The organism is Nocardia sp. NPDC127579, from assembly GCF_042672005.1.
Taxonomy (GTDB): domain Bacteria; phylum Actinomycetota; class Actinomycetes; order Mycobacteriales; family Mycobacteriaceae; genus Nocardia.
The window spans coordinates 440660-464742 of record NZ_JBHXVZ010000006.1; the positions used below are offsets into that span (position 1 = coordinate 440660).

The 24083-nt window shown below is 67.8% G+C and carries 25 protein-coding genes and 2 pseudogenes; 24 read left to right on the forward strand and 3 right to left on the reverse strand.

From position 1 onward, the window contains the following. Positions 1-180: 180 nt before the first annotated feature. The 12 genes and pseudogenes from ACFVMC_RS22575 to ACFVMC_RS22630 all read left to right on the forward strand — a co-directional run bounded on the left by ACFVMC_RS22575 (position 181) and on the right by ACFVMC_RS22630 (position 12283). A complete protein-coding gene (locus tag ACFVMC_RS22575) occupies positions 181-612 on the forward strand; it encodes a TIGR02611 family protein (protein WP_379213120.1) in 432 nt (143 codons plus the stop codon). After that, positions 606-1307 carry a (2Fe-2S)-binding protein gene (locus tag ACFVMC_RS22580; protein WP_379213121.1) on the forward strand — a complete coding sequence of 234 codons (702 nt, stop codon included), beginning with the start codon at positions 606-608 and terminating at the stop codon, positions 1305-1307. The genes ACFVMC_RS22575 and ACFVMC_RS22580 overlap by 7 nt, the downstream gene beginning before the upstream one ends. Positions 1308-1497: 190 nt before the next feature. Further along, positions 1498-3555, forward strand: a complete 2058-nt coding sequence (gene thrS / locus ACFVMC_RS22585; RefSeq protein ID WP_379213123.1) for a threonine--tRNA ligase — start codon at positions 1498-1500, stop codon at positions 3553-3555. Further along, positions 3552-4115 carry an HIT family protein gene (locus ACFVMC_RS22590; protein WP_379213125.1) on the forward strand — a complete coding sequence of 188 codons (564 nt, stop codon included), beginning with the start codon at positions 3552-3554 and terminating at the stop codon, positions 4113-4115. The genes thrS and ACFVMC_RS22590 overlap by 4 nt, the downstream gene beginning before the upstream one ends. A gap of 4 nt (positions 4116-4119) precedes the next feature. Beyond that, complete coding sequence (gene pgsA, locus ACFVMC_RS22595; RefSeq protein WP_379213126.1) at positions 4120-4788, forward strand: phosphatidylinositol phosphate synthase; 669 nt, start codon at positions 4120-4122, stop codon at positions 4786-4788. Between the two features lie 58 nt (positions 4789-4846). Then, positions 4847-5785 carry a phosphatidylinositol mannoside acyltransferase gene (locus ACFVMC_RS22600; RefSeq protein WP_379213127.1) on the forward strand — a complete coding sequence of 313 codons (939 nt, stop codon included), beginning with the start codon at positions 4847-4849 and terminating at the stop codon, positions 5783-5785. Then, on the forward strand, positions 5782-6906 hold the full coding sequence (locus ACFVMC_RS22605; protein ID WP_379213129.1) for a glycosyltransferase family 4 protein: 1125 nt from the start codon (positions 5782-5784) through the stop codon (positions 6904-6906). Before ACFVMC_RS22600 ends, ACFVMC_RS22605 begins: the two co-directional genes overlap by 4 nt. Continuing rightward, positions 6906-7928 (forward strand): NUDIX domain-containing protein, encoded by a 1023-nt coding sequence (locus tag ACFVMC_RS22610; RefSeq protein ID WP_379213289.1) that lies wholly within the window; start codon positions 6906-6908, stop codon positions 7926-7928. The genes ACFVMC_RS22605 and ACFVMC_RS22610 overlap by 1 nt, the downstream gene beginning before the upstream one ends. Before the next feature lie 356 nt (positions 7929-8284). Next, entirely contained in the window at positions 8285-9187 is a 903-nt protein-coding gene (gene pdxS, locus ACFVMC_RS22615) for a pyridoxal 5'-phosphate synthase lyase subunit PdxS (RefSeq protein ID WP_379213131.1), read from the forward strand. Between the two features lie 195 nt (positions 9188-9382). Further along, positions 9383-10909: an Abi family protein gene (locus ACFVMC_RS22620; RefSeq protein WP_379213133.1), complete on the forward strand. Its 1527-nt coding sequence runs from the start codon at positions 9383-9385 to the stop codon at positions 10907-10909. 16 nt (positions 10910-10925) lie between these two features. Next, positions 10926-11171: pseudogene (locus tag ACFVMC_RS22625) on the forward strand (pyridoxal 5'-phosphate synthase lyase subunit PdxS); the annotation flags it as partial. A gap of 290 nt (positions 11172-11461) precedes the next feature. Next, positions 11462-12283 (forward strand): MHYT domain-containing protein, encoded by an 822-nt coding sequence (locus ACFVMC_RS22630; RefSeq protein WP_379213135.1) that lies wholly within the window; start codon positions 11462-11464, stop codon positions 12281-12283. A gap of 67 nt (positions 12284-12350) precedes the next feature. On the opposite strand, the pseudogene ACFVMC_RS22635 reads toward ACFVMC_RS22630, so the two are convergent. Beyond that, positions 12351-13079: pseudogene (locus ACFVMC_RS22635) on the reverse strand (helix-turn-helix domain-containing protein); the annotation flags it as partial. Positions 13080-13146: 67 nt separating this feature from the next. Here ACFVMC_RS22635 and ACFVMC_RS22640 point away from each other — a divergent pair. The 11 genes from ACFVMC_RS22640 (at position 13147) to ACFVMC_RS22690 (ending at position 21096) form a co-directional block, all read left to right on the forward strand. Further along, positions 13147-13569, forward strand: coding sequence for a hypothetical protein (locus ACFVMC_RS22640; RefSeq protein ID WP_379213137.1), 423 nt, complete (start codon positions 13147-13149; stop codon positions 13567-13569). Continuing rightward, positions 13566-13967, forward strand: coding sequence for an SgcJ/EcaC family oxidoreductase (locus ACFVMC_RS22645; protein ID WP_379213139.1), 402 nt, complete (start codon positions 13566-13568; stop codon positions 13965-13967). Before ACFVMC_RS22640 ends, ACFVMC_RS22645 begins: the two co-directional genes overlap by 4 nt. Positions 13968-14145: 178 nt before the next feature. After that, positions 14146-14637, forward strand: a complete 492-nt coding sequence (locus ACFVMC_RS22650) for a hypothetical protein (RefSeq protein WP_379213141.1) — start codon at positions 14146-14148, stop codon at positions 14635-14637. Between the two features lie 74 nt (positions 14638-14711). Next, positions 14712-15533 carry an acyl-CoA thioesterase gene (locus tag ACFVMC_RS22655; protein ID WP_379213142.1) on the forward strand — a complete coding sequence of 274 codons (822 nt, stop codon included), beginning with the start codon at positions 14712-14714 and terminating at the stop codon, positions 15531-15533. Between the two features lie 81 nt (positions 15534-15614). Beyond that, positions 15615-16244: a pyridoxal 5'-phosphate synthase glutaminase subunit PdxT gene (gene pdxT / locus ACFVMC_RS22660; protein ID WP_379213291.1), complete on the forward strand. Its 630-nt coding sequence runs from the start codon at positions 15615-15617 to the stop codon at positions 16242-16244. A 163-nt stretch (positions 16245-16407) separates the two neighbouring features. Then, complete coding sequence (locus tag ACFVMC_RS22665) at positions 16408-17214, forward strand: C1 family peptidase (protein ID WP_379213144.1); 807 nt, start codon at positions 16408-16410, stop codon at positions 17212-17214. Between the two features lie 150 nt (positions 17215-17364). Continuing rightward, entirely contained in the window at positions 17365-18117 is a 753-nt protein-coding gene (locus ACFVMC_RS22670) for a YebC/PmpR family DNA-binding transcriptional regulator (protein ID WP_379213146.1), read from the forward strand. A 176-nt stretch (positions 18118-18293) separates the two neighbouring features. Continuing rightward, positions 18294-18863, forward strand: a complete 570-nt coding sequence (gene ruvC / locus ACFVMC_RS22675) for a crossover junction endodeoxyribonuclease RuvC (protein ID WP_379213148.1) — start codon at positions 18294-18296, stop codon at positions 18861-18863. Further along, positions 18860-19459, forward strand: coding sequence for a Holliday junction branch migration protein RuvA (gene ruvA / locus ACFVMC_RS22680; protein ID WP_379213150.1), 600 nt, complete (start codon positions 18860-18862; stop codon positions 19457-19459). Before ruvC ends, ruvA begins: the two co-directional genes overlap by 4 nt. Before the next feature lie 6 nt (positions 19460-19465). Beyond that, positions 19466-20530, forward strand: coding sequence for a Holliday junction branch migration DNA helicase RuvB (gene ruvB / locus ACFVMC_RS22685; RefSeq protein ID WP_379213152.1), 1065 nt, complete (start codon positions 19466-19468; stop codon positions 20528-20530). A gap of 50 nt (positions 20531-20580) precedes the next feature. Further along, entirely contained in the window at positions 20581-21096 is a 516-nt protein-coding gene (locus ACFVMC_RS22690) for a GtrA family protein (RefSeq protein ID WP_379213154.1), read from the forward strand. Between the two features lie 2 nt (positions 21097-21098). Here the strand turns inward: ACFVMC_RS22690 and ACFVMC_RS22695 are convergent, their stop codons facing one another. Both ACFVMC_RS22695 and ACFVMC_RS22700 read right to left on the reverse strand, forming a co-directional pair. After that, positions 21099-21659, reverse strand: a complete 561-nt coding sequence (locus ACFVMC_RS22695) for a DivIVA domain-containing protein (RefSeq protein WP_379213293.1) — start codon at positions 21657-21659, stop codon at positions 21099-21101. Between the two features lie 67 nt (positions 21660-21726). Next, on the reverse strand, positions 21727-22395 hold the full coding sequence (locus ACFVMC_RS22700) for a TetR/AcrR family transcriptional regulator (protein WP_379213155.1): 669 nt from the start codon (positions 22393-22395) through the stop codon (positions 21727-21729). Positions 22396-22431: 36 nt separating this feature from the next. Here ACFVMC_RS22700 and ACFVMC_RS22705 point away from each other — a divergent pair, with 36 nt between their 5' ends. Continuing rightward, positions 22432-23937 carry a flavin-containing monooxygenase gene (locus ACFVMC_RS22705; RefSeq protein WP_379213157.1) on the forward strand — a complete coding sequence of 502 codons (1506 nt, stop codon included), beginning with the start codon at positions 22432-22434 and terminating at the stop codon, positions 23935-23937. Positions 23938-24083 lie beyond the last annotated feature (146 nt).

Genomic DNA, 24083 nt, shown 5'->3' on the forward strand with positions numbered 1-24083 from the left:
TCGCGCGCGGGGGGGGGTGGGGTTGGTCTCGGGTGGGGGTGTGCCGATCCTGTCTCAGTCTCCACCACACCTCATACTTATATTACCCCGCCCCACCCCGCCCCGGGTTCCGGGCGGGTTCGCGCGACGGCAAGGATTTCGTAAGAACCCCTTCGGTGGGCGCCTCGTACTGTTGCTGGTGTGAGTACCGAGCTGGAACAGACCGAAATTGCCGAGCCGAGCCGCTGGCGCGCCTTCCGCGACGCGATCACCGAGCGGCCTACCCTGAATCTCGCCTATCGGATCGTGGTGGGCGTGGTGGGCCTGGCCGTTTTGATTCTGGGCATCGCCGCGATCCCTTACCCCGGCCCCGGTTGGGTCATCGTATTCGCCGGTCTCGGTATTCTCGCCACCGAATTCGCCTGGGCGCGCGAGGCATTGGGCTGGCTGCGGCACCGGTACGACAAGTTCATGGCCTGGTTCGCCGCGCGCGGGCTGTTCGTGCAGGCCTGCGCCGCGATCGGCACCTGCCTGATCGTGCTCGCGACACTGTGGTTGCTCGGTACATTCGGAATGGTCGGCGGCTGGATCGGAGTCGAATCGAAGTGGTTGCTCAGTCCTTTGACATGGTGAATGCCTCGCGCAACGATTCGGCGGGGGAGGTCGGCCGGGCGACGGGCGGGCCCGTTCCCGGGAGCGCACTCACCCAGCCGGAGTGGCTGGCCGCGCGGATCGCGGAGATGGGCGAATCCTGGGGTACCACGGTGCCGCGGGTCGCGGGCACCCTGTGGTGGTGCATGGCGGCCTCGGCACTGGTCGAGCAGTCGGCCCGGGCCTACGCACAGCACCGGCCCGCGCCGGCGCCCGCCCTGGACCGGCTGCACTGCGAGGTCCGGCCGGACGGCGGCATCGAGCGCATCCACATCCGGACCGGTGCCGTGCCCGCGGACCTGCCCGACGACGACGCCGGTTGGTCGCATCGCGCCGAGGCCGCCGCCGCTCTGCGCGCCACCCTCGCGGCCCTCGTCCCGGTGGTCGCCGCCGTGTCCGGCGCGGGCGTCCCGTCGCTGTGGGCGATCGTCGCCGACGCCGCCGGCAATCGAGCGCTGGACGCGGGAGATCCGCAGGCCGGTGCCCGGCTGGCCGCCGACGTGGGCGGCAAACTGCCGGTGCCGCGCTTCGTCGAGATCAACGGCCGCACCTTCGTCCGGCGCATCTCCTGCTGCCTGGTCTTCGAGGTGCCGGGCTGCCAGATGTGCACCAGCTGCCCGAAAAGGCCTGCCGCGGAACGAGAAGCCCTGCTGGGAGGACTCGCGACCGGCAGCTGAGCACGCAGGTCGACCCGGTCCGGCCGCTTCCGTGGCCGGTGGCCGCCAACGAAAATCGCGTCGCACACGAGTCTGGCCAGAGCCGGGGGGAGGCGGGCCAGCTAGCATGGTCGCGCCGGAGTGACCGCTTACCGGTGCCGACGCGTGCGGGAAATGCCCGCCCACCAGAAACGCCAAGGAGAAGGCCGCCGTGACCACCTCAGCCCCCAAGCCCCCCGCCGCGCTCGTCCGGGTGCCGGCCGGGACCACGGCCGGCGCTGCGGTGCGGGAGGCGGGCCTGCCGACCAAGGGCCCGGACACCATCGTGGTGGTCCGCGATGCCGAGGGCGCGCTGAAGGATCTGTCCTGGGCTCCCGAGACCGATGTCGAGGTGCAGGCCGTCGCCGCCGACACCGAGGACGGCCGCAGCGTGATCCGGCATTCGGCCGCGCATGTGCTCGCCCAGGCGGTGCAGCAGGAGTTCCCCGAGGCCAAACTCGGCATCGGCCCGCCGATCAAGGACGGCTTCTACTACGACTTCCAGGTCGAGCGCCCGTTCACGCCCGAGGATCTGGCCAAGCTGGAATCCCGGATGAAGAAGATCGTCAAAGGCGCACAGCGTTTTTCGCGCCGCGTGATCGAGGTCGAGGACGCTCGCGTCGAACTGGCCAAGGAGCCGTTCAAGCTGGAGTTGATCAGCGACAAGTCCGGTATCGACGATCCCGAGGTGATGGAGGTCGGCGGTAACGAGTTGACCATCTACGACAACCTCGATCCGCGCACAGGCGAACGTGTCTGGGGCGATCTGTGCCGCGGCCCGCACATCCCCACCACCAAGTTCATCCCCGCGTTCAAACTGACCCGGTCCTCGGCGGCGTACTGGCGCGGCGATCAGGACCGCGAGGATCTGCAGCGCATCTACGGCACCGCCTGGGAGTCCACCGAGGCCCAGGACGAGTACCTGCGCCTGCTCGAGGAGGCCGAACGCCGCGACCACCGCAAACTCGGCCTGGAACTGGACCTGTTCAGCTTCCCCGACGAGCTCGGCTCCGGCCTGCCGGTGTTCCACCCCAAGGGCGGCATCATCCGCAAGGAGATGGAGGAGTACTCGCGCCGCCGTCATATCGCGGCCGGCTACGAGTTCGTCAATACCCCGCACATCACCAAGGGGCATCTGTTCGAGGTCTCCGGTCACCTGGACTGGTACCGGGACGGCATGTTCCCGGCCATGCACCTGGACGCCGAGCTGAACGACGACGGCACCGTGCGCAAGCCCGGCCAGGACTACTACGTCAAGCCGATGAACTGCCCGATGCACAACCTGATCTTCCGGGCGCGCGGCCGGTCCTACCGCGAGCTGCCGCTGCGGATGTTCGAATTCGGCTCGGTGTATCGCTATGAGAAGTCCGGCGTCGTGCACGGCCTCACCCGGGTGCGCGGCATGACCCAGGACGACGCGCACATCTACTGCACCAAAGAGCAGATGCACGCGGAACTCACCAACACCCTGAACTTCGTGCTCGGCCTGCTCGCCGACTACGGCCTGGACGACTTCTACCTGGAGCTCTCCACCAAGGACCCGAAGAAGTTCGTCGGGTCCGACGAGCTGTGGGACGAGGCCACCGCGACCCTGTCCGAGGTCGCCTCGGCCTCGGGATTGGAGCTGGTCCCGGATCCGGGCGGCGCCGCCTTCTACGGCCCGAAGATCTCCGTGCAGTGCAAGGACGCGCTCGGCCGCACCTGGCAGATGTCGACCATCCAGCTCGACTTCAACCTGCCCGAGCGTTTCGAGCTGGAGTACACCGGCCCCGACGGCGCCAAGCACCGCCCGGTCATGATCCACCGCGCGCTGTTCGGCTCCATCGAACGGTTCTTCGGCGTGCTCACCGAGCATTACGCGGGCGCGTTCCCGGCCTGGCTCGCACCGGTACAGGCGGTCGGCATCCCGGTCGCGGAAGCCTTTGCCCCGCACCTGGATTCGGTGATCGAGCAGTTGCAGGACCGGGGCATCCGGGCCCAGGTCGACCGCAGCGACGACCGGATGCAGAAGAAGATCTTCAACAACACCGCGCAGAAGATCCCGTTCATGCTGCTCGCCGGCGAACGGGACGTGAACGCGGGCGCGGTCAGCTTCCGATTCCGCGACGGCACCCAGGTCAACGGGGTGCCCACCGCCGACGCGGTGGCCACCATCGAGGCGTGGGTGCGCGGGCGGGTCAACGACTCACCGACCGCCGAGGGCTTCGAGATCGTCCGGGCCGGACAATGACCGACAGCGATTTCGAATCCGACATCGTCGACCGCGGCGCGGGGGAACCCGATCGGCTGCAACGACTGTGGACGCCGTATCGGATGTCCTACATCGCCGAGGCAGCCGGCAAGCCGCGACCGGCGGACGCGACCGGGCATCCGTTCACCGACATTCCCACGATGTCGGACGAGGACGGGCTCATCATCGCGCGCGGTGAACTCGTCTACGCGGTCTTGAACCTCTACCCGTACAACCCGGGCCACATGATGGTGGTGCCGTACCGGCGCGTCGCCGACCTCGAAGCGCTCACCGAGGCGGAGGGCGCCGAGTTGATGGCGTTCACCCAGCGGGCGATCCGGGTGATGAAGAACGTCTCGCGCCCGCACGGTTTCAATGTCGGCCTGAATCTCGGTGGGGTGGCGGGTGGTTCGCTCGCCGACCACCTGCATCAGCACATCGTGCCGCGCTGGGGCGGTGACGCGAACTTCATCACGGTCGTCGGCGGGGTGAAGGTGATGCCGCAGCTGCTGCGGGAGACCAGGTCCCTCCTGGCCACCGCCTGGAAAGAGATGGACTGACCCGGTGCTGAGCTTCTTCGGTCGGGAGACGTTCGCGAAAGCGACGGCGCCGCTGGGCAAGGCGCTGGTGCGCACGGGGCTCACCCCGGACGCCGTCACCGTCATCGGTACCGCCGCCTCGATCGCCGCCGCGGTCACCCTGTTCCCGTCCGGTCACCTGTTCTGGGGAACCATGGTGATCTGGCTGTTCGTCATGTTCGACATGCTCGACGGCGCGATGGCCCGGGCGCGGGGCGGCGGCACGAAATACGGTGCGGTGCTGGACGCGACCTGCGACCGCGTGGCCGACGGCGCGATCTTCGGCGGACTGGCCTGGTGGGCGGTGTATCACGAGCAGAACCGCTGGCTGTTCTTCGCCACGCTGGTGGTGCTGGTGACCTCGCAGGTGATCTCGTACGCGAAGGCGCGCGCCGAGGCCAGCGGGCTCTCGGCCGACGGCGGCTGGATCGAACGTCCGGATCGGCTGATCATTGTGCTGGTCGGCGCCGGATTCACCGGAATCGGCGGATACTGGGATATCGAATGGCTGACCTGGGCCGTGCATATCGCGATGTGGGTGCTGGCGGTGCTGAGCATCGTGACGGTGTTCCAGCGGGTGCTGGCCGTCCGTAATTCGCCGGGCGCGCGCACGGTGATCGCGCCCGCGCGACCGCAGGCCCCGGAGACGCCGTGACCGGCGCCTCCGGGTTTCGGGATGCTGGAAAGCGCAGCGCGACAGGAGGGTTCGGGGGATGAGCAAGGTGCGGGCGGTGCTGGCCGACCGGGGTTACGCGGCCGGGTGGCGGCTGGTGCGGGGGCTGCCGGAATCCGCGGCGCGCACGCTGTTCGACGTGGGCGCGGATCGCGTCGCCGCCGGCGGCGGGCCGAAGCAGTTGCGGCGCAACCTCGCCCGCGTGCTCGGTGTGACGGCGGCGGCGGTGCCGGACGAGCTGGTGCAGGCCAGTATGCGGTCCTACGCGCGGTATTGGCGCGAGGCGTTCCGGTTGCCGGGCATGGATCACGCGGCGCTGGGCCGCGAGCTCTCGGTGCAGGGCATCACCCACCTGTACGAGGCGCTGGAGCGCGGTCGCGGTGCGGTGCTGGTGCTTCCGCATTCCGGCAACTGGGATATGGCCGGTGTCTGGCTGGTACAGAACAACGGCCCGTTCGCCACGGTCGCGGAGCGGTTGAAGCCGGAGTCGCTGTTCGAGCGGTTCGTCGCCTACCGGGAGAGTCTGGGCTTCGAGGTGTTCCCGCTCACCGGTGGTGAGCAGCCGCCGTTCGCGGCGCTGGCGCAGCGGCTGCGGGCGAACAAGGTGGTGTGCCTGATGGGTGAGCGCGACCTCACCGGCCGGGGCGTGCCGGTCGACTTCTTCGGCGAGCGCACCTGGATGCCCGCCGGCGCCGCGAAACTCGCCATCGAGACCGGGGCGGCGCTGATCCCGGTGCACACCTGGTTCACCGTCACCGCCGACGGCCGCGAGGGCTGGGGAATGAAGACCGAAGCGCCCCTGGATGTTTCGGCTGGGGTAGGAGAGGCGACGCAGGCGCTGGCCGATCGGTTCGCCGCGAATATCGCCGCACACCCGGCGGATTGGCACATGCTGCAACCACTGTGGGCGGGTGACCTGTCCACCGAACGCCTGGAGCGGATCGCGACCGCGCAGCAGCGCGGCGGGGACGCTCGATGAAGATCGGCATGGTCTGTCCGTACTCGTTCGACGTGCCGGGCGGCGTGCAGGCCCATGTGGTGGAGCTGGCGCGGGTGTTCATCGAACGCGGGCACAGGGTGAGCGTGCTCGCGCCCGCGTCCGAGGAGACGCCGCTGCCGGAGTTCGTGGTATCGGCCGGGCGGGCCGTCGCGATCCCGTACAACGGGTCGGTGGCGCGGCTGTCGTTCGGGCCCATGGCCTACACCCGGATCCGGCGCTGGATCGACGGCAACGATTTCGATGTGCTGCACATCCACGAGCCGAATGCGCCGTCGCTGTCCATGCTCGCGCTCAAGATCGCCGAGGGGCCGATCGTCGCCACCTTCCACACCTCGACCACGAAATCGTTGGTGCTCAGCACGTTCCAGGGCGTGCTGCGGCCCTACCACGAGAAGATCAGCGGCCGGATCGCCGTGTCGGAGCTGGCGCGACGCTGGCAGGTGGAGGCGCTGGGCTCGGACGCGGTGGAGATTCCCAACGGTGTGGACGTGCCCGCGTTCGCCCGCGCGCCCATGCTGGAGGGCTATCCGAGACCCGGCGGGACGGTGCTGTTCCTCGGCCGCTACGACGAACCGCGCAAGGGGATGGCGGTGCTGCTCGGCGCGCTCCCGGAGCTGGTGCGGCGGCATCCGCGGGTGCAGGTCCTGATCGTCGGACGCGGCGACGAGGACAAACTGCGCCGCGAGGCGGGCCCGCTGGCCGCGCATCTGCGTTTTCTCGGCCAGGTCTCCGACGAGGAGAAGGCCTCTGCCATGCGCAGCGCCGATGTGTACGTAGCGCCCAATCTGGGCGGGGAGAGCTTCGGCATCATCCTGATCGAGGCGATGGCGGCCGGGACGGCGGTGGTGGCCAGCGAGCTGGACGCGTTCCGCCGCGTGCTGCGCGACGGCACGGCGGGCAGACTGATCCCGGTGGGCGATTCGAAGAGCCTGGCCGCGGCCCTGGACGAGCTGTTGACCGATGACGCGCGCCGGGCGGCGCTGGTGCAGACCGCCACCCAGGTGGTGGGCGAATACGATTGGCCGGTGGTCGCCGAACAGATCCTGCGGGTCTACGAGACCGTCACAGTCGGCCACACCCGGGTGCGGGCCGCCGGATGATCACCTTCTCCGCGACCACGGTCCTCGTTCTCGCGCTCGTCGCGGCGGTGGTGCTGTCGATCGGTGTGTGGGCCTATTCCACGGCCAACCGGCTCGACCGCCTGCACGTGCGTTCCGATCAGTCCTGGCAGGCGCTGGACAGCGCGCTGGCGCGGCGTGCGGTGGTGGCGCGGTCGGTCGCGCCGGCGCTGTCCGACACCGAGGCGGCCAGACGCCTGTCCACGCTGGCCGCACAGGCCGAGCGGGCCTGCCGGACCGATCGCGAGACCGCGGAGAACCAGCTCTCCGGTGCGCTGTCCATGGTCGACATCGCCGAGTTGCGCCCGCAGCTGGTCGCCGAGCTCGCCGACGCCGAGGCGCGCGTGCTCATCGCCCGGCGCTTCCACAACGACGCGGTCCGCGACACCCTCGCGCTGCGCACCCGGCGCCCGGTCCGGCTGCTGCACATCGCGGGCACCGCGCCGCTGCCCACCTACTTCGAGATCACCGAGCGGGTGACGCCCGCGGCGGCCACCGGCCTCGAGGTCGACACCGTGCGCACCTCGGCCCGGGTGGTGCTGCTCGACGAGAACGACCGCGTGCTGCTCATGCGCGGCAACGACCCGGTCACCCCCGAAGTGTCGTTCTGGTTCACCATCGGCGGCGGCGTCGAACCGGGGGAGTCGCTGCGCGCGGCGGCGGTGCGTGAGCTGTGGGAGGAGACCGGTTACGAGGCCGATCCGGCCACCCTGCGCGGGCCGATCTGGCGGCGGGTGGCCGTCTTTCCGTTCAATCGCGAGCTGATCCGGGCCGAGGAGCTGTTCTTCGTGCTGCGGGTGCCCGCGTTCGAACCGCACGCGGGCAATCTCACGACCATCGAGCGTCGGTCCATCACGGCGAACAAATGGTGCACGTCCGCCGATATCACCGCACTGGACGCCTCGGGCGAGACCGTCTACCCGTATCACCTGGACGAGCTGCTGTCCGCGGCCGTGGCCGCCATCTCCACCGCCGACGATCTGGAGGTCACCTCCATCCGCTAGCTGTGATCTGATTCACGATCGTGCTAGCTTCGGACTGGATCGACGTCCGCTGGGTAAACCGTTCGGGACGTACCCTGTCGCGGGCGTCGTCGCCCCAATTGCCCTGGGGTGGTTCCGATTCGGTTTATGGAGGTAGTTCGCTCATGTCGTACCTGCTCTACGATTTCCTGTTGCCCCTCATGGGCCCGGCGGCCGCGGAGTACTGGGCGACACTGCTGGTGGTCGCGCCGATCTGATCCGGTCCGGTACCAGGCCAGTGGTCTCCAACTGGCTATCAAGTGGCTTTTCGGGCGGGCCTAGAATCGGGTCGATAGTTCTTCAGCGATCCGAAGGCACCGATGACTCAGGAGACTGCCGTGACCACGCCCGAATCCACCAACACAGTCGGCACCGCGCGCGTCAAGCGCGGCATGGCCGAGATGCTCAAGGGTGGGGTGATCATGGATGTGGTTACCCCCGAGCAGGCCAAAATCGCCGAGGACGCGGGTGCCGTCGCCGTCATGGCGCTCGAGCGGGTGCCGGCCGATATCCGCGCCCAGGGCGGCGTTTCCCGGATGAGCGATCCGGACATGATCGACGGGATCATCTCCGCGGTCTCCATCCCGGTCATGGCCAAGGCCCGGATCGGCCACTTCGTGGAGGCCCAGATCCTGCAGAGCCTCGGCGTCGACTACATCGACGAGTCCGAGGTGCTGACCCCGGCCGACTACGCCAACCACATCGACAAGTGGCAGTACACGGTGCCTTTCGTCTGCGGCGCCACCAACCTGGGTGAGGCGCTGCGCCGGATCACCGAGGGCGCCGCCATGATCCGCTCCAAGGGCGAGGCCGGTACCGGCGACGTCTCCAATGCCACCACCCACATGCGGCAGATCCGGGCGGAGATCCGCAAGCTGTCGGCGCTGCCCAAGGATGAGCTGTTCGTGGCGGCCAAGGAGCTGCAGGCGCCCTACGAGCTGGTATGTGAGGTCGCCGAGACCGGCAAGCTGCCGGTCGTGCTGTTCACCGCCGGTGGCATCGCCACCCCCGCCGACGCCGCCATGATGATGCAGCTGGGCGCCGAGGGCGTGTTCGTCGGCTCCGGCATCTTCAAGTCCGGCAACCCGGCCGAGCGGGCGGCCGCCATCGTCAAGGCCACCACCTTCTACGACGACCCCGACGTGCTGGCAAAGGTGTCGCGCGGGCTGGGCGAGGCCATGGTCGGCATCAATGTCGACGAGATCCCGCAGCCGCACCGGCTCGCCGAACGCGGCTGGTAGAAGCTCGACCGGAGCAAACCCGAAGTCCGGAACCGCACCCTTGTTGCCGGATGGTTTCGTGGCCCAGGAGCGGCTGATTGACGGACGCCTTGCGGGGTCGCTAGGCTGAGTTCAATACGACAAGCTCGCATCTCTAGATGAGACGCGGGCTTGTTCTCTATCTCACCCCTTCTGCTACGGACTCGGAAGCTGAGTGTGACAGCCCCAGACAGCAGCTATGCGAAGCCGTTTCTGACGGTGCCTGAGCAGATTCGCCAGTTGCGGAAGCGTGGCATGGACTGCGGGACTGATGCCTACGCATCTGCTGTTCTGGGACGTCACGGCTACTATCGCCTGTCCGGATACTGGCATCTCTACCGCATGCGTCCTGTGCCTCCGGCAGCTGAGTTCGATAGCGAGGGACGCGAGGTCCGACTCGACTCTTTCGTCGAGGGGACGTCTCTGCGCCATGTGGTCGACCTGTACAACTTTGATCAGGAGTTGCGCGCGCGTTTGGGTAATGCGCTCAGCACGATTGAGGTTTCGCTTCGATTCTTCATCGGGCACCGCGTAGGCAAGATCGATCGGTTCGCCCATCGAGATCCGCACGCGCTAGGTGCCGTGCGCGCGGTGGAGCCAGACGGTTCGACTGAGCCGATCACATCCTATATCGAATGGCTCGAGGAGTTCGATCGTCACGAATCGCGCGCGAAAGATCGTTTCGTTGTGCACTTTCGCGAGAAATATGGGCCGCATTTACCGATCTGGGTTGCCACCGAGGTGATGTCTTTCGGCCTCCTCAGCAACTTGTACTTGTTGATGCCGCAAGTGGACCAGGAGATTCTCGCGGCTCGATTCCAGGTGAACACCGCTGATGGCCGGGGTGACCGTGGTGCTTTCGCGAATTGGCTCAACAATCTTCGAAATGTGCGGAACATCTGTGCGCACTATGGACGCACGTGGAACCGCGTGTTCGATGTTCTGATCGATGCGCCCGGACAATCGAGGAAACAACCGGACGATCGGCTTTCCATCCTCGTCGACAAGGGTGTGTGCAACAGACTCCATGGCGTATTGGTCATCATGCGACACCTGCTGTTGAGCATCGACCCGCAACGTTCTACCATCGTCGACATCGCGGACTTCATTGAAAAACAGTCCACTGAAATCGGATTCAGTCTGAGTCAGCTCGGGTTCCCTGACGGCTGGCGGACGAACCGGATGTGGGACTGCCGTATGAAGCTCGATCATCGCGCCATGCTTGCCGCTGACCTGCTCGATCGCACCGAGGCCCGCACAGCGGTCGATACGCGTGCAATGCTCTTCGGCGCTGAGGTAGACAAGTCGAGTTCGCCACGTACCGCTGAGCAAGAAGAGCGAGCGAAGAAGGCTGCCCAGCGACAGCTGCTGCGGACCTACATCCGCTATCGCGTCGTAATCGAGATCGAGCTCGGTGGGATCAAGTTCTACCCGAGCTTCCAATTCCGTGACGGGAAGATCATCAACGCACTTGCCGAGATCAACCGAGACCTGTCCGGACGTTACAAGGGTGATCAGCCGACGGACCTCGCGGCTGCGATGCTCGACTGGTGGCAATTGCCGAACGTCGCGCTGCCGCCGACGGGTGAGGGGCGTAGCCAGTCACCGTGTGATCTTCTCCAAGCTCTCACGGAAGAGGCCTTCGCGACTCTGGTCGCTGAGGCCGACGCCACGCGAACTTTTGTTTGCCCTGGGCGGCAATGATCGTGGCCAACGGGCTGGCATCGCCACCCCCGCCGACGCCGCCATGATGATGCAGCTGGGCGCCGAGGGCGTGTTCGTCGGCTCCGGCATCTTCAAGTCCGGCAACCCGGCCGAGCGGGCGGCCGCCATCGTCAAGGCCACCACCTTCTACGACGACCCCGACGTGCTGGCAAAGGTGTCGCGCGGGCTGGGCGAGGCCATGGTCGGCATCAATGTCGACGAGATCCCGCAGCCGCACCGGCTCGCCGAACGCGGCTGGTAATTCGCCGAGAACTCAACCGCCGGACGGTCTTTCGGGACCGTCCGGCGGTTTTGTTCTGTCCCAGTGCATTTGCTGCGCGGATGCGAAATGTCAAGGGGGACATACATAAATCTCCGGGTTGCCCGGGTGGTCGGCGGTGTGCCCGCTACCTGCGCGCATACCGCCCAGCAAACGTCAGCTAATTTTCTAGGAGCTGCGTTCGGTAAATTTACTACCTGCGAGTATCGGGCTACTGTCGGACGAATCACCGGTGAGCACAGTCGAATACACGCTTCTGGCAAGGAGTCCGCATGCTGGAGATCGACCAGTTCACCTATGGCTGGCTTACACCTGTCCTCGCCTACGTCATGTCGGTCACGGGGTCGTTGCTGGCGCTACGCTGCATGGTTCGCGCCCGCAGCGGCGACGGACACGGCGGCTGGGTCGCGACCGGCGCGATAGCGCTCGGCGGCACCGGCATCTGGGTCATGCACTTCATCGCGATGCTCGGTTTCTCGGTCCGCGACACCACCATTCGCTACGACGTCCCGGTCACCCTGTTCAGCGCGGTCATCGCGATGGGCGTCGTCTGGATCGGCCTGTCGATCGTGGTGCGCCGCAACGGCGACCTACCCGCCCTGCTCACCGGCGGCGCCATCACCGGCCTCGGAGTCGGCGCCATGCACTACTCGGGCATGTACGCGATGAAGACCGACGCCGCCGTGCGCTACGACCCGTGGATCGTGCTGCTGTCACTGGTGATCGCGGTGGTCGCCGCGACCGCCGCGCTGTGGTTCACCCTGCACGTGCGCGGCCTCGCCGCCACCATCGGCGCGGCGCTCATCATGGGCATCGCCGTCAGCGGAATGCATTACACCGGAATGTTTTCCATGCGGGCGCACGTCGCCGACCATCTGCACCCGCCCTCGGGGGCGCACGCCGGACAGCTGCTCACGCCGCTGATCGTCGCGGTCAGCATGGTGACGGTGGTGACCCTGCTGCAGGTGGTGGTCAGCGAGATCGGCGAGCCCGGTCCCCTCGTGCGTCGCCGGCCCAGCCGGTACTGGCCGAGCCAGGACGCCGTGCCGGGTGATTCCGCGATCGGCGAGTTGCACCGGCATCGGCGGTGGTGACCTCGAACAGCCGGGTCAGTGTGGCCGCGGTGAATTCGTCCAGGGGATAGAACAATTCGATGGCCAGCTCCGAGAGCGTCACGTCCGAGGGCGCGCCGAAGGTGACCATGGTGCTGAACATGCGCAGGTCGCCGCCCGGGGTGGCGATGTGCAGCGGCACCGCGAAGCCGCTGGGCGCCTGCGGATCCGGACGGCTGCCGGGCGGCACCGGGTATCGGGAGACCTCCTCGTACAGTTCGCGCAGCACCGGGTCGCCGGTGCCGCGCACCTGGCCGAGCAGCCGCTCCAGCAGGTACTCCCGGACCTGGGCGTAATTGACCAGGTAGGTGGTGGCCTCCGGGCTGCCCGGATGCAGGGCGAGGCGGTACACATTGGGCCGCTCCAGCAGCTCGGGGTCGGCCTCGCCCTCGAACAACCGCATCGCCCGATTGGTGGTGACCACATTCCAGTAGCGGTCCACCACCACCGCCGGATACGGCTCGTGCGCGGTGATCATGGCCTCGATCGCGGTGCGTGCCGAGCGCAACTCGACGTCGTCGAGGCTGCGCTCCCGGTACTCCGGGGCGAACCCGCCCGCCAGCAGCACCGTATTGCGTTCGCGCAGCGGCACTTCCAGTACATCGCAGAGTTTGAGGACCATCGCCCGGCTCGGCTGTGACTTGCCGTTCTCGACGCAGGACAGGTGGCGCGCGGAACTGTCGGCGGCCAGGGCCAGCTCCAGCTGGCTCAGCCGCCTGCGCTGCCGCCACTCCCGCAGCAGCCCGCCGACCGGAGATTGCCGCACCGCGTTCGTCATTTCGACAGGCTAACGAACTCCGGCGCGCGGCCGCCATGACCTCCGAGGTCATTGAGACCATGCCCCGATGGCTGGCAGCGTCGTCGCCATGACGACCTCGATGAAACTCGATACCGGGCCCGGGTTACGGGCCACCCTGCGCGTGGACGGGTGGAGCACCGGCGCGTTCGGCATCTTCCTGCTGGCCACCGCGCCGGTCCTGCGCGAGCCACTCGGACTGCCGACCAGCTGGTCGATCCCGTTCGGGGTGGCCATGCTGGGCGGCGCTACGGCGCTGCTGCTGATCGCGGGCTATCCCGAGATCCCCGCGCGTGCGGCCGGTGCGGTGGCGGCGGCGAACGCGGTGTCGGGGCTGGTGCTGGTGGAACTCGCCGTCGTCGATGTCATCCCGTTGACGATGCCGGGCCGGATGTTCCTGCTCGCGGGCGCGGCTTTCGTCGCGACCTGCGCCGCCCTCGAATTCGCGGGCCTGCGACGGGAGCGGGCATGAACGACGAAACCGCCGTGCTCGCGCTGCTGCGCGCGCAGATGGACGCCTGGGCCGCCGGTGACGGCGCCGCCTTCGCCGCCACCTTCACCCCCGACGCCGATTTCGTCTCGGTGATCGGCGAATTCATCCAGGGCAGAGCTGAACTCGCGACCGTGATGCAGGAAGGGCTGGACGGATTCATGAAGGGCACCCGGATGGCCGAACCCGACACCCGCACGATCCGTTTCCCGGCCCCCGACCTCGCCGTGTTGGTGACGGTGGGTGACAAACCGACTCGGCCCGGTGAGCCGGCGCCGCCGGACGCGCGCTCGGTGCAGACGCGAGTCGCGGTGCGCACCAACGGAACCTGGCTGTTCACCACATTCCAGAACACCCGGATCGGGCGACTGCCGTTCTGAACCGGGGTGATCAGCTCGATCGCGCCGTCCGTATCGTCGGACGATCGGGTTGATCCCGGGCGACCACGATGTCTCATCATGCGCGAACTCTTGGCGACGGCTCACCGCCGTCTTACGGTCCCCACAGAGCGGCTGGATAGCTTCGGGCTTCAACGCTGACCGAACAAAGGACGAGCAGTTGCAGCTTCCAAATTCCGGACGTATCGCCCTGGCCGGCCTGGCCGCGGTCTCGGCCCTCGGCCTCACCGCCTGCGGCACGGACGACACACCGGCGCCGCGGCCCACGTCGACCAGCAGTCCGCAGACCAGTGCCGTGGACACTCCCGCTGTCCCCAGCGCCGCAGACCTGAACGCCCAGTTGCAGCGCGCGCTGGATCCGAACGTGCCGAACGCGGAGAAACTCCAGTGGATCCAGGGCGCCGAAGCCGACCCGGAACTGCCGGGCCGCCTGGCCGAGGCCTACCGCGCGGCGAACGCCACCGTCGAGGTCATCGAGGTCATCCCCTTCGGCGACACCATCAACGCCAAGGCGAAACTCGTGTTCAACGGTCAGGAGAGCATCGCCGACGTCCCCTTCGTCGCCGAGAACGGCCAGTGGAAGGTCCAGAAACAGTGGGTCTGCCAGATGCTCGAGCTCGCCGGCCAGACCTCCACCGCCTGCCCGGCCTGAGACGCGGCGGCGCGATAGCTTTCAGAGCGTCGGTCGCGCGCGTGTGACGTGGGCCGGGCGGATACTGTTGCGCCATGGCGACGATCGAAGAGGCGCTGGAGATCGAGCGGCTCGAACGCGATATCTTCCGCGGGGCATCCACCAAGACCCAGTTGCCGCGGACCTTCGGCGGGCAGGTGGCCGGGCAGGCGCTGGTGTCGGCGGTGCGCACCGTCGATTCGCGGTTCCAGGTGCATTCGCTGCACGGCTACTTCCTGCGGCCGGGCAACCCGGAGGAGCGGACCGTCTACCTGGTGGATCGGATCCGGGACGGCCGCTCGTTCTGCACCCGCCGGGTGACCGGGGTGCAGGACGGCAAGGCGATCTTCACCATGTCCGCCTCCTTCCACTCCGGTGACGAGGGCCCGGAGCATCAGGATGTGATGCCGACGGCGTCGGATCCCGAGGGCCTGCCCGACGCCAAGACCACCATGAGCCCGGAACGCCTGTGGGCGATGCGGGAATGGGAGCACTGGGATATCCGCCCGGTGCCGCCGGAGGAGGTGTCCCGGCGTGACGGCGTCGTCTCCCAGCAGCAGGTCTGGTTCCGCTACCGGCACGCCCTGCCCGACGATCCGCTGTTCCATGTCTGCACGCTGGCCTATATGAGCGATATGACGCTGCTCGGCTCGTCCAAGGTGATCCACCCGGACGAGGAGACCCAGAACGCGTCCCTGGATCACGCCATGTGGTTCCTGCGCCCGTTCCGCGCCGACGATTGGCTGCTCTACGACCAGTCCTCGCCGTCGGCCGGTTTCGGCCGCGCGCTCACCGGCGGCAAGATCTTCAACCGCCGGGGTGAACTGGTCGCGGCGGTCGTGCAGGAGGGTCTGATCCGGACGCTGCGCGCCCAGTGAACGGCGTGAGCGCGCCCACATCGCCGGTCACCGTAGTGTTCCGGGGTATTACGAGAGGACGGTGACGTGGGTCAGCAGTCGATGATCGCCGAACAGCAGGCGCGGCGCGCGTCCGGTACGCCCCGGATCGGCGTACTGGCGCTACAGGGTGATGTGCGTGAGCATTTCGCCGCGCTCGAGCACTGTGGCGCCGAGCCGATCAGCGTGCGGCGCCTGACCGAACTGGAGTCGGTGGACGCGCTGGTCCTGCCGGGTGGTGAGTCCACCGCGATCAGCAAACTGCTCGAGACCTTCGAACTGCTCGAGCCGCTGCGCGCCCGGCTGCGGGCGGGTATGCCCGCCTTCGGTTCCTGTGCCGGAATGATCCTGCTGGCCTCCGAGGTGCTCGACACCCGGGCCGACGCCAAGCATCTGTCCGGTATCGATATGACGGTGCGCCGCAACGCTTTCGGCCGCCAGGTCGATTCGTTCGAGACCGATCTGGACTTCACCGGCCTGGACGGCCCGGTGCGCGCGGTGTTCATCCGCGCGCCCTGGGTGGAGCGCGCGGGCGCGGGCGTCGAGGTGCTGGCGACGGTGCCGAGCGGTCCGTTCGCGGGCCGGATCGTGGCCGCCCGGCAGGGCAACGTGCTGGCCACCTCGTTCCACCCCGAGGTCACCGGCGATCTGCGCGTACACGAGCTGTTCGTGTCGATGGTCCGCGCCGCGTAGTTCCCGGCCGACCGCGTAGCGCCGCGCCGGGCAACCGGCCCGAAAACGAGTATCCGGTACTCGCGCGAGCCGCCGATTCGCGCGCGACGATGATGCGATCCGGGCATAACCGCAGTCCCGGAGGTGGTGTCCCCGCACCACTCGGATGAGAAGACGCATTGCCATGACGAATTCTGGATATGTCCCGGCCGCAGCCCGGGTGTGCAATCTGGTCCCCTCCCGCGACACCGCGCGGGACTGGACGTTCGGTGACGCGGTGGCCGTCGGCACGCTGGGAGCGGTGGCCGCGCTGCCGCCCTCGGTCGACCTGCGCCGCGACTGGTGGACCGTCAGCAATCAGGAGGACACCGGCTCGTGTGTCGGGTGGGCGACCGGCGACGGCCTCATGCGCTATCACCTGGTGACCGCGAACCGCATGGACAAGGCCGACCGGGTGTCGCCGCGATTCATCTGGATGAGCTCCAAGGAGACCGACGAGTTCGTCCAGCGGCCGGAGACCTTCATCGAAGGTGGCGGCACCTCGCTCAAAGCCGCGGTGGATGTGTGCCGGAACTACGGTGTCGTCCGGGAGGAGGTGCTCCCGTTCCACATCGCCACCAAGATGTACACCGGCCCCGAGACCGTGTTCTGGGCCCAGGCCGCGCAGAACCGGGTGGCCTCCTACTTCAACCTGCGGCTGAATCTGGACAACTGGAAGTCGTGGCTGGCCAATCACGGCCCGATCCTGATCGGCCTCGGCGTCGACGCCACCTGGGACAACGCCACCGCCACCGGCGGTGTGCTGAGCACGTTCCAGCCGAACACGGTGCGTGGCGGGCACGCGGTCGCCGCTGTCGGCTACCAGGCCAACGGCCGGATCATCCTGCGCAACAGCTGGGGGACGGCCTGGGGTGACGACGGATTCGCCTACGCGACACCGGAGTACATCGCGGGTGCGTGCTTCGACGAGGCATACGGCATCACGCTGTAGGACCGCCCTCGAGGGGTGTCCGTGACCGGCCGAGTAAGCTGGGGAAGTTGTCCGCTCGGCCGGGCGCGGGCTGGCCGCACGCTTCGCACCGCTGCCCGCCGGTAACGTAGACACGTCCACACGTGCAATTCGACCTGAAGGAAGTAGGGCATGAGCGGCCATTCCAAATGGGCCACCACCAAGCACAAGAAGGCGGGGATCGACGCCAAGCGCGGCAAGCTCTTCGCCAAATTGATCAAGAACATCGAGGTGGCGGCGCGCACGGGTGGCAGCGACCCGGGTGGTAATCCGACGCTGTACGACGCCATCCAGAAGGCGAAGAAGTCGTCGGTTCCCAACGACAATATCGAGCGCGCACGCAAGCGTGGCGGCGGCGAAGAGGCCGGCGGCGCGGACTGGCAGACCATCATGTACGAGGGCTACGGCCCCAATGGCGTCGCCGTGCTGATCGAGTGCCTCACCGACAATCGCAATCGCGCCGCGGGCGAGGTCCGGGTCGCGATGACCCGCAACGGCGGCAATATGGCCGATCCGGGCTCGGTGGCCTACCTGTTCGGCCGCAAGGGTGTGGTCACCCTGGAGAAGAACGGCCTGTCCGAGGACGATGTGCTGATGGCCGTGCTCGACGCGGGCGCCGAGGAGGTCAACGACCTCGGTGATTCGTTCGAGGTGATCAGCGAGCCCGGCGATCTGATCCCCGTGCGCCAGGCCCTGCAGTCCGCCGGCATCGACTACGACTCCGCCGAGTCCGGCTTCCAGCCGTCGGTGTCGGTCGCGGTGGACGTCGACGGCGCGCGCAAGGTGATCAAGCTGGTCGACGCCCTGGAAGACAGCGACGACGTCCAGAACGTCTACACCAACGTCGACATCTCCGACGAGGTCCTGGCCCAGCTCGAGGACTGAGAGCCTTTCGGCAGCACCGGAATTCGGGGCGGCCCCGCATCGTGCGGGACCGCCCCGAACTCGTTTCGGCGCGGCGTTCGCCGCTCGGGTGAACTGAAGTTCGTGTCCTTGCGGAGTGCCGTGCCCTCTTCCACTAGACTCTCGAACAGTTGTTCGTCTCTGGGAGAGGGGTTTTCGTGCGGGTGATGGGCGTCGATCCCGGGCTCACCCGGTGCGGGCTCAGCATGGTGGAGAGCGGGCACGGCCGTAAGGTCACCGCTCTCGCCGTCGACGTGGTGCGCACCCCGCCGGAGATGGCCCTGGCGCAGCGGCTGATGCAGGTGGCCGACGCCGCCGAATTGTGGATGGACACACACGAACCCGAGGCGGTGGCGATCGAACGGGTCTTCGCCCAGCACAATGTGCGCACCGCGATGGGCACCGCGCAGGCGGGCGGGGTGATCGCGCTCGCGGCGGCCCGGCGCGACATACCGGTGGCCTTCCACACGCCCAGCGAGGTGAAAGCCGCGGTGACGGGCAACGGTACCGCCGACAAGGCGCAGGTGACGGCGATGGTCACCCGGATCCTGGGTCTGGCGGTGGCGCCGAAACCGGCCGACGCGGCCGATGCGCTGGCGCTGGCGATCTGTCATTGTTGGCGGGCGCCCCTGCTGGACCGGATGGCGAAAGCCGAAGCGCAGGCGGCGCAGGCGCGCAAGCGGTACGAGCAGAAACTGGCCGAACAACGAAAGGCGGTACGCGGGTGATCGCGTCGGTACGCGGTGAGGTGCTCGAAATCGCGCTCGACCACACGGTGATCGAGGCCGGCGGTATCGGCTACCGCCTGAACGCGACCCCGGCCACCCTGGCCACGCTCACCCGCGGCGCGGAGATCCGGCTCTATACCGCCATGATCGTGCGCGAGGATTCGCAGACCCTGTTCGGCTTCGCCGACACCGAATCCCGCGACCTGTTCGGCCTGCTGCAAACCGTGTCCGGCGTCGGCCCGCGCCTGGCCATGGCGGTGCTGGCCGTCCTGGAACCCGAAGCGCTGCGCAAAGCGCTCGCCGAAAGCAATGTGGCCGCCCTGACCCGGGTGCCCGGCATCGGCAAGCGCGGCGCCGAACGCATGGTCGTCGAACTGCGCGACAAGGTGAATCTCATTCCGGTGCAGGACGGTCCACCCGGTAGTGGCGCCGCGGTCACGCCGGTGCGCGATCAGGTGGTGGAGGCGCTGACAGGTCTCAGCTTCCCGCTCAAGCACGCCGAGCAGGCCGTGGACGCGGTGCTGGCCGATCAGCCCGCCGCCGATACCGCCGCCGCGCTGCGCGCCGCGCTCAGCCTGCTCGGCAAGAACCGATAGGCGCGTATGGAGCACGAGGACGAATCCCAGGTCACCGCCGGTTATTTGACCTCCGACGGCGAGATCGAGGCGAGCTTGCGGCCGAAATCACTGGACGATTTCATCGGCCAGCCGCGCGTTCGGGAACAGCTCACCCTGGTGCTGCGCGGCGCGAAACAGCGTGGCGGCACCCCCGATCACGTGCTGCTGTCGGGCCCGCCCGGGCTGGGCAAGACCTCGATGGCCATGATCATCGCCACCGAACTCGGTACCGCACTGCGCATCACCTCGGGTCCGGCCCTGGAACGCGCCGGAGACCTCGCGGCCATGCTCAGCAATCTGGTCGAGGGTGATGTGCTGTTCATCGACGAGATCCACCGCATGGCCCGGCCCGCCGAGGAGATGCTGTATCTGGCGATGGAGGATTTCCGGGTCGACGTGGTGGTCGGCAAAGGCCCCGGCGCGACCTCGATTCCGCTGGATATCGCCCCGTTCACGCTGGTGGGCGCGACAACCCGGTCGGGTGCGCTGACCGGTCCGCTGCGCGACCGCTTCGGTTTCACCGGGCACATGGATTTCTACGAACCGGACGAGCTGCTGCGAATCCTGTTGCGGTCGGCCCAGATTCTCGGCGTGCGGATCGACCGGGACGCCGCGGCGGAGATCGCGGGCCGCTCGCGGGGCACGCCCCGTATCGCCAACCGGCTGCTGCGCCGGGTGCGCGATTTCGCCGAGGTCCGCGCCGACGGCCGGATCACCAGGCCGATCGCACATGCGGCGCTGGAGGTGTACGACGTCGACGTACTCGGCTTGGATCGGCTCGACCGGGCCGTATTGGGCGCGCTGGTCCGCGGTTTCAACGGTGGACCGGTCGGTGTGTCGACCTTGGCGGTCGCGGTGGGGGAGGAGGCCGCGACCGTGGAGGAGGTGTGTGAGCCGTTCCTGGTCCGGGCGGGGTTGGTCGCGCGGACACCGCGCGGGCGGGTCGCGACCGCGGCCGCGTGGGAGCACCTGGGGCTGGTGCCGCCCGCCGATCTGGCGTACGGCTCGATCGAGGTTCGGCCACAGGTCAGTTCGCCGAACGGGTATTAGGCGCGCGGGCCGACGGGCGCGTCGCTGATCTCCCCGCTACAGTCGGTCGCATGACCGTGGTGCAGTCAGTCGTCGACCGTTTGCCGGAGCCGTATCGCTCCAAGGCGATTCAGCACCGTGAGCTGATGAAATTCGCGGTGGTCGGCGCTGTCACCTGGTTCATCGACACCGGCGTGGTCTACGCGACGAAGCTGACGGTGCTGGGCGACAAGCCGCTGACGGCGCGCCTGCTCGGCGTGCTGATCGCGATCATCGCCTCCTACATCCTCAACCGCGAGTGGTCCTTCCGTACGCGAGGCGGGCGGCAGCGCCATCACGAGGCGGCCCTGTTCTTCGCGGTGAGCGCCCTGGGCATCGCGGTCACCGTGCTGCCGCAGGCGATCTCGCTGTACGTGCTGAATCTGCGGGTGCCCCATGTCGGCCCGTTCACCCAGGCCGTGGCCAATTTCGTCACCGGCCAGATTCTGGGTGTGCTGCTGGCCATGGGTTTCCGTTTCTGGGCGTTCCGGCGCTTCGTCTTCCCGGACGATCTGGCCGAGGCCGAATTACAGAGCGTCCGGGGCTGAGCTCACTGGCTCTTCCGCAGCGCCGTGACGACCAGATCCAGGAACGCGTCCACCTCGTCGCGGGCGTATCCCCGGGTTCCCACCCGCGCATCGGTGAAGTGCACGTCGCGCACATCGGCGACGGTCAGGCTGCCGGGCCCGTCGTGGGTGAGCGTGGCGGCGACGAGATCGAGGAACGCGTCGACCTCGTCTTCGTGATATCCGCGCCGCCCCACCGGCGACCGGGTGAATCGCATCCGGCGCACGTCGTCGGGGGTGAGCAGGGTCGTGGACACCGATCCGGTGACTCCCGCGGGCACCGGGCGGTTTCCGCGCTGCCGGATCTCGAATTCGATCCGCACCCGGTCCAGGAATTCGTCGACCTGGTCGGCCTGGTAGCCGCGGCCGCCGAAGCGGGGCGCGTCGAAATGCACGTGACGTACGTCGTCGGCGGTCAGGACGCCGGTTCCCGCCAGGGTCGCGGCGACCAATTCCAGGAAGGCGTCGACCTCCTCGGCGTGGTAGCCGCGATGGCCGACCGGCGGCATGGCGAAATGGATTCTGCTGACGTCCTCGGGGGTCATCACCCGCCATATTGTGTCAGGGTCCGACACGCGATGCCGGGGCTTTGCTGAACGCGCGCAAACGAACTCAGTCCTTGCGCACACCGTCGACGAGCAGGCGGCGGATGGCCTCGGTGAGCGCGTCGATGGCGGCCTCGTCGGGATCGCGCAGCCCGTGCACGATGCCGGCGAGCAGCATGCCGGTGACGGCCTTGGCCGTGTGGACGGTGTCGAGATCGGCGCGCAGATAGCCGAGTTCGACACCGTGCTCGAGATAGCCGGCGGTCAGCGCGTCGGCGGTGTCGAGCAGGCCGTAGAGCCGCGCGGTGAGTTCGTCGTCGATGCCGGTGGCGTGGAAGAGCAGCAGTTGCGCGATCCGGCGGTCGTCGATCAGGATGCGGGTCAGCGAAGTGCCGATCCGGTCCAGCTGCGCGCGGTATTCGTCGAGGCTGGTGGCCGCGTCGGGTGCGTTCTCGGTGCCGAGGGTTTCCGCGATCCGGCCGGACAGGTCGTCGATGACGTGGTCGATGATGTCGCGCTTGTTGGCGAAGTAGCGGTAGAAGGTTCCGTGCCCGATACCCAGCTGACCTGCGATATCGGCGATCCCGGTGGCGTGATAGCCCTTCTCCGCGAAGCAGGCGAACGCGGTGTCGATGATGCTCTGGCGCAGTTCGGCTTTGCGGCGTTCGACGGCTCGGGTCGATGGCTTGGTCACCCGAGCGATGATACAGTCGTCACAAACGGAATGATGTGTCATTCCGTGACATGGGATTCATATTCTTGGAGGTTCGACGTGGCGCCTCAATTCGATGCCATCGTGGTCGGTGCGGGATTCGGCGGAATGGGAGCGGGCATCGAGCTCGACCGGCTCGGCCTGAGCAATTACGTCATCCTGGAGCGGGAGGACGATCTCGGCGGTACCTGGCATGTCAATCACTACCCGGGCCTGGCCGTCGACATCGCCTCGGTGACCTACTCGTACTCCTTCGAGCCCAACCCCTACTGGTCGCGCCTGTTCGCGCCGGGGCGCGAACTCAAGCGCTACGCCGGGCACGTGGCCGACAAGTACGGCCTGCGCCGCCGCATGCGCTTCGGCACCGTCGTCGACGGCGCCCGCTGGGACGAGCACGCGCAGCACTGGACGGTCTCCCTCGCGGGCGGCGAGACGCTGACCGGCCGCTACCTGCTCACGGCGACCGGTTTCCTCTCCCAGCCCTACACCCCGCCGTTCCCCGGCATCGACAGCTTCGCGGGCAAGATCCTGCACACCACCGCCTGGGAGGACGATTTCGACCTCACCGGCCGCAAGGCCGCTGTGATCGGCACCGGCGCCACCGCCGTGCAGCTGGTCCCCGAGGCCGCCGAGCGGGTCGCCGAGCTCACCGTCTTCCAGCGCACCCCGATCTGGGTGGTCCCGAAGGTCGACACCCCGATCCCGGCCCCGGTGCAGCAGCTGTTCGCCAAGGTCCCGGCCGCGCAGCGGGCCGCGCGCCTGGCCAACACCAGCCTGCTCGAGGCGATCATGGTGGTCGGCGTGCTGCACTACAAGCAGGCCAAGCTGCTGAACAAGGGCGCGGCCGCGCTCGCCAAAGCACACCTGTTCGCGCAGGTACGGGACAAGCGCACCCGCGAGCAGCTGACACCGCACTACGACTTCGGCTGCAAGCGCCCCACCTTCTCCAATCGCTACTTCAAGGTCTTCAATCAGCCGCATGTGCGGCTCGAGACCAATTCGATCGAGCGCATCGAGCCCGACGGCATCGTCACCGCCGACGGCCACAAGACCGAGATCGACACCCTGATCCTGGCCACCGGCTTCAACCTGTGGGACGTGAACTTCCCGGCTGTCGAGATCATCGGCCGTGACGGCGTCGACCTCGGAAAGTGGTGGCGCGACAACCGCTTCCAGGCCTACGAAGGCATCACCGTGCCGAAGTTCCCCAACTTCTTGAGCCTGAACAGCCCGTACTCCTACAGCGGCCTGTCCTACTTCACCACCATCGAGGCGCAGATGAAGCACATGGGCCGTCTCTTCGGTGAGATGTTCCGCCGCGGCGAACAGACCTTCGAGGTCACCGCGGCGGCCAACGACCGGTTCCTCGGCGAGGTCACCGACAAGCTCGGCGACTCGGTGTTCTACGGCGGCGACTGCGCGTCGGCCCGCAGCTACTACTTCAACCAGCACGGCGAGGCCGCGCTGCTGCGCCCGAGCAGCACCGTCACCACCCATCGCCACGCCGTCGGCTTCCCCCTGACCGACTACACCTTCGGCGCGGCGGGCATGAAGACCCCCGCCTGAGCTACGCGTTCCATGGGCCCCGCCGCTGCCCCGCGGCGGGGCCCGCCGCCGTCTCGAGGCGTGCCGATGTGGCGGCCGATACCGGAACTGGCAGACTAGGGGCGTATCCGTCCATTCATCCACGACACTAGGGACTGACTTCGACG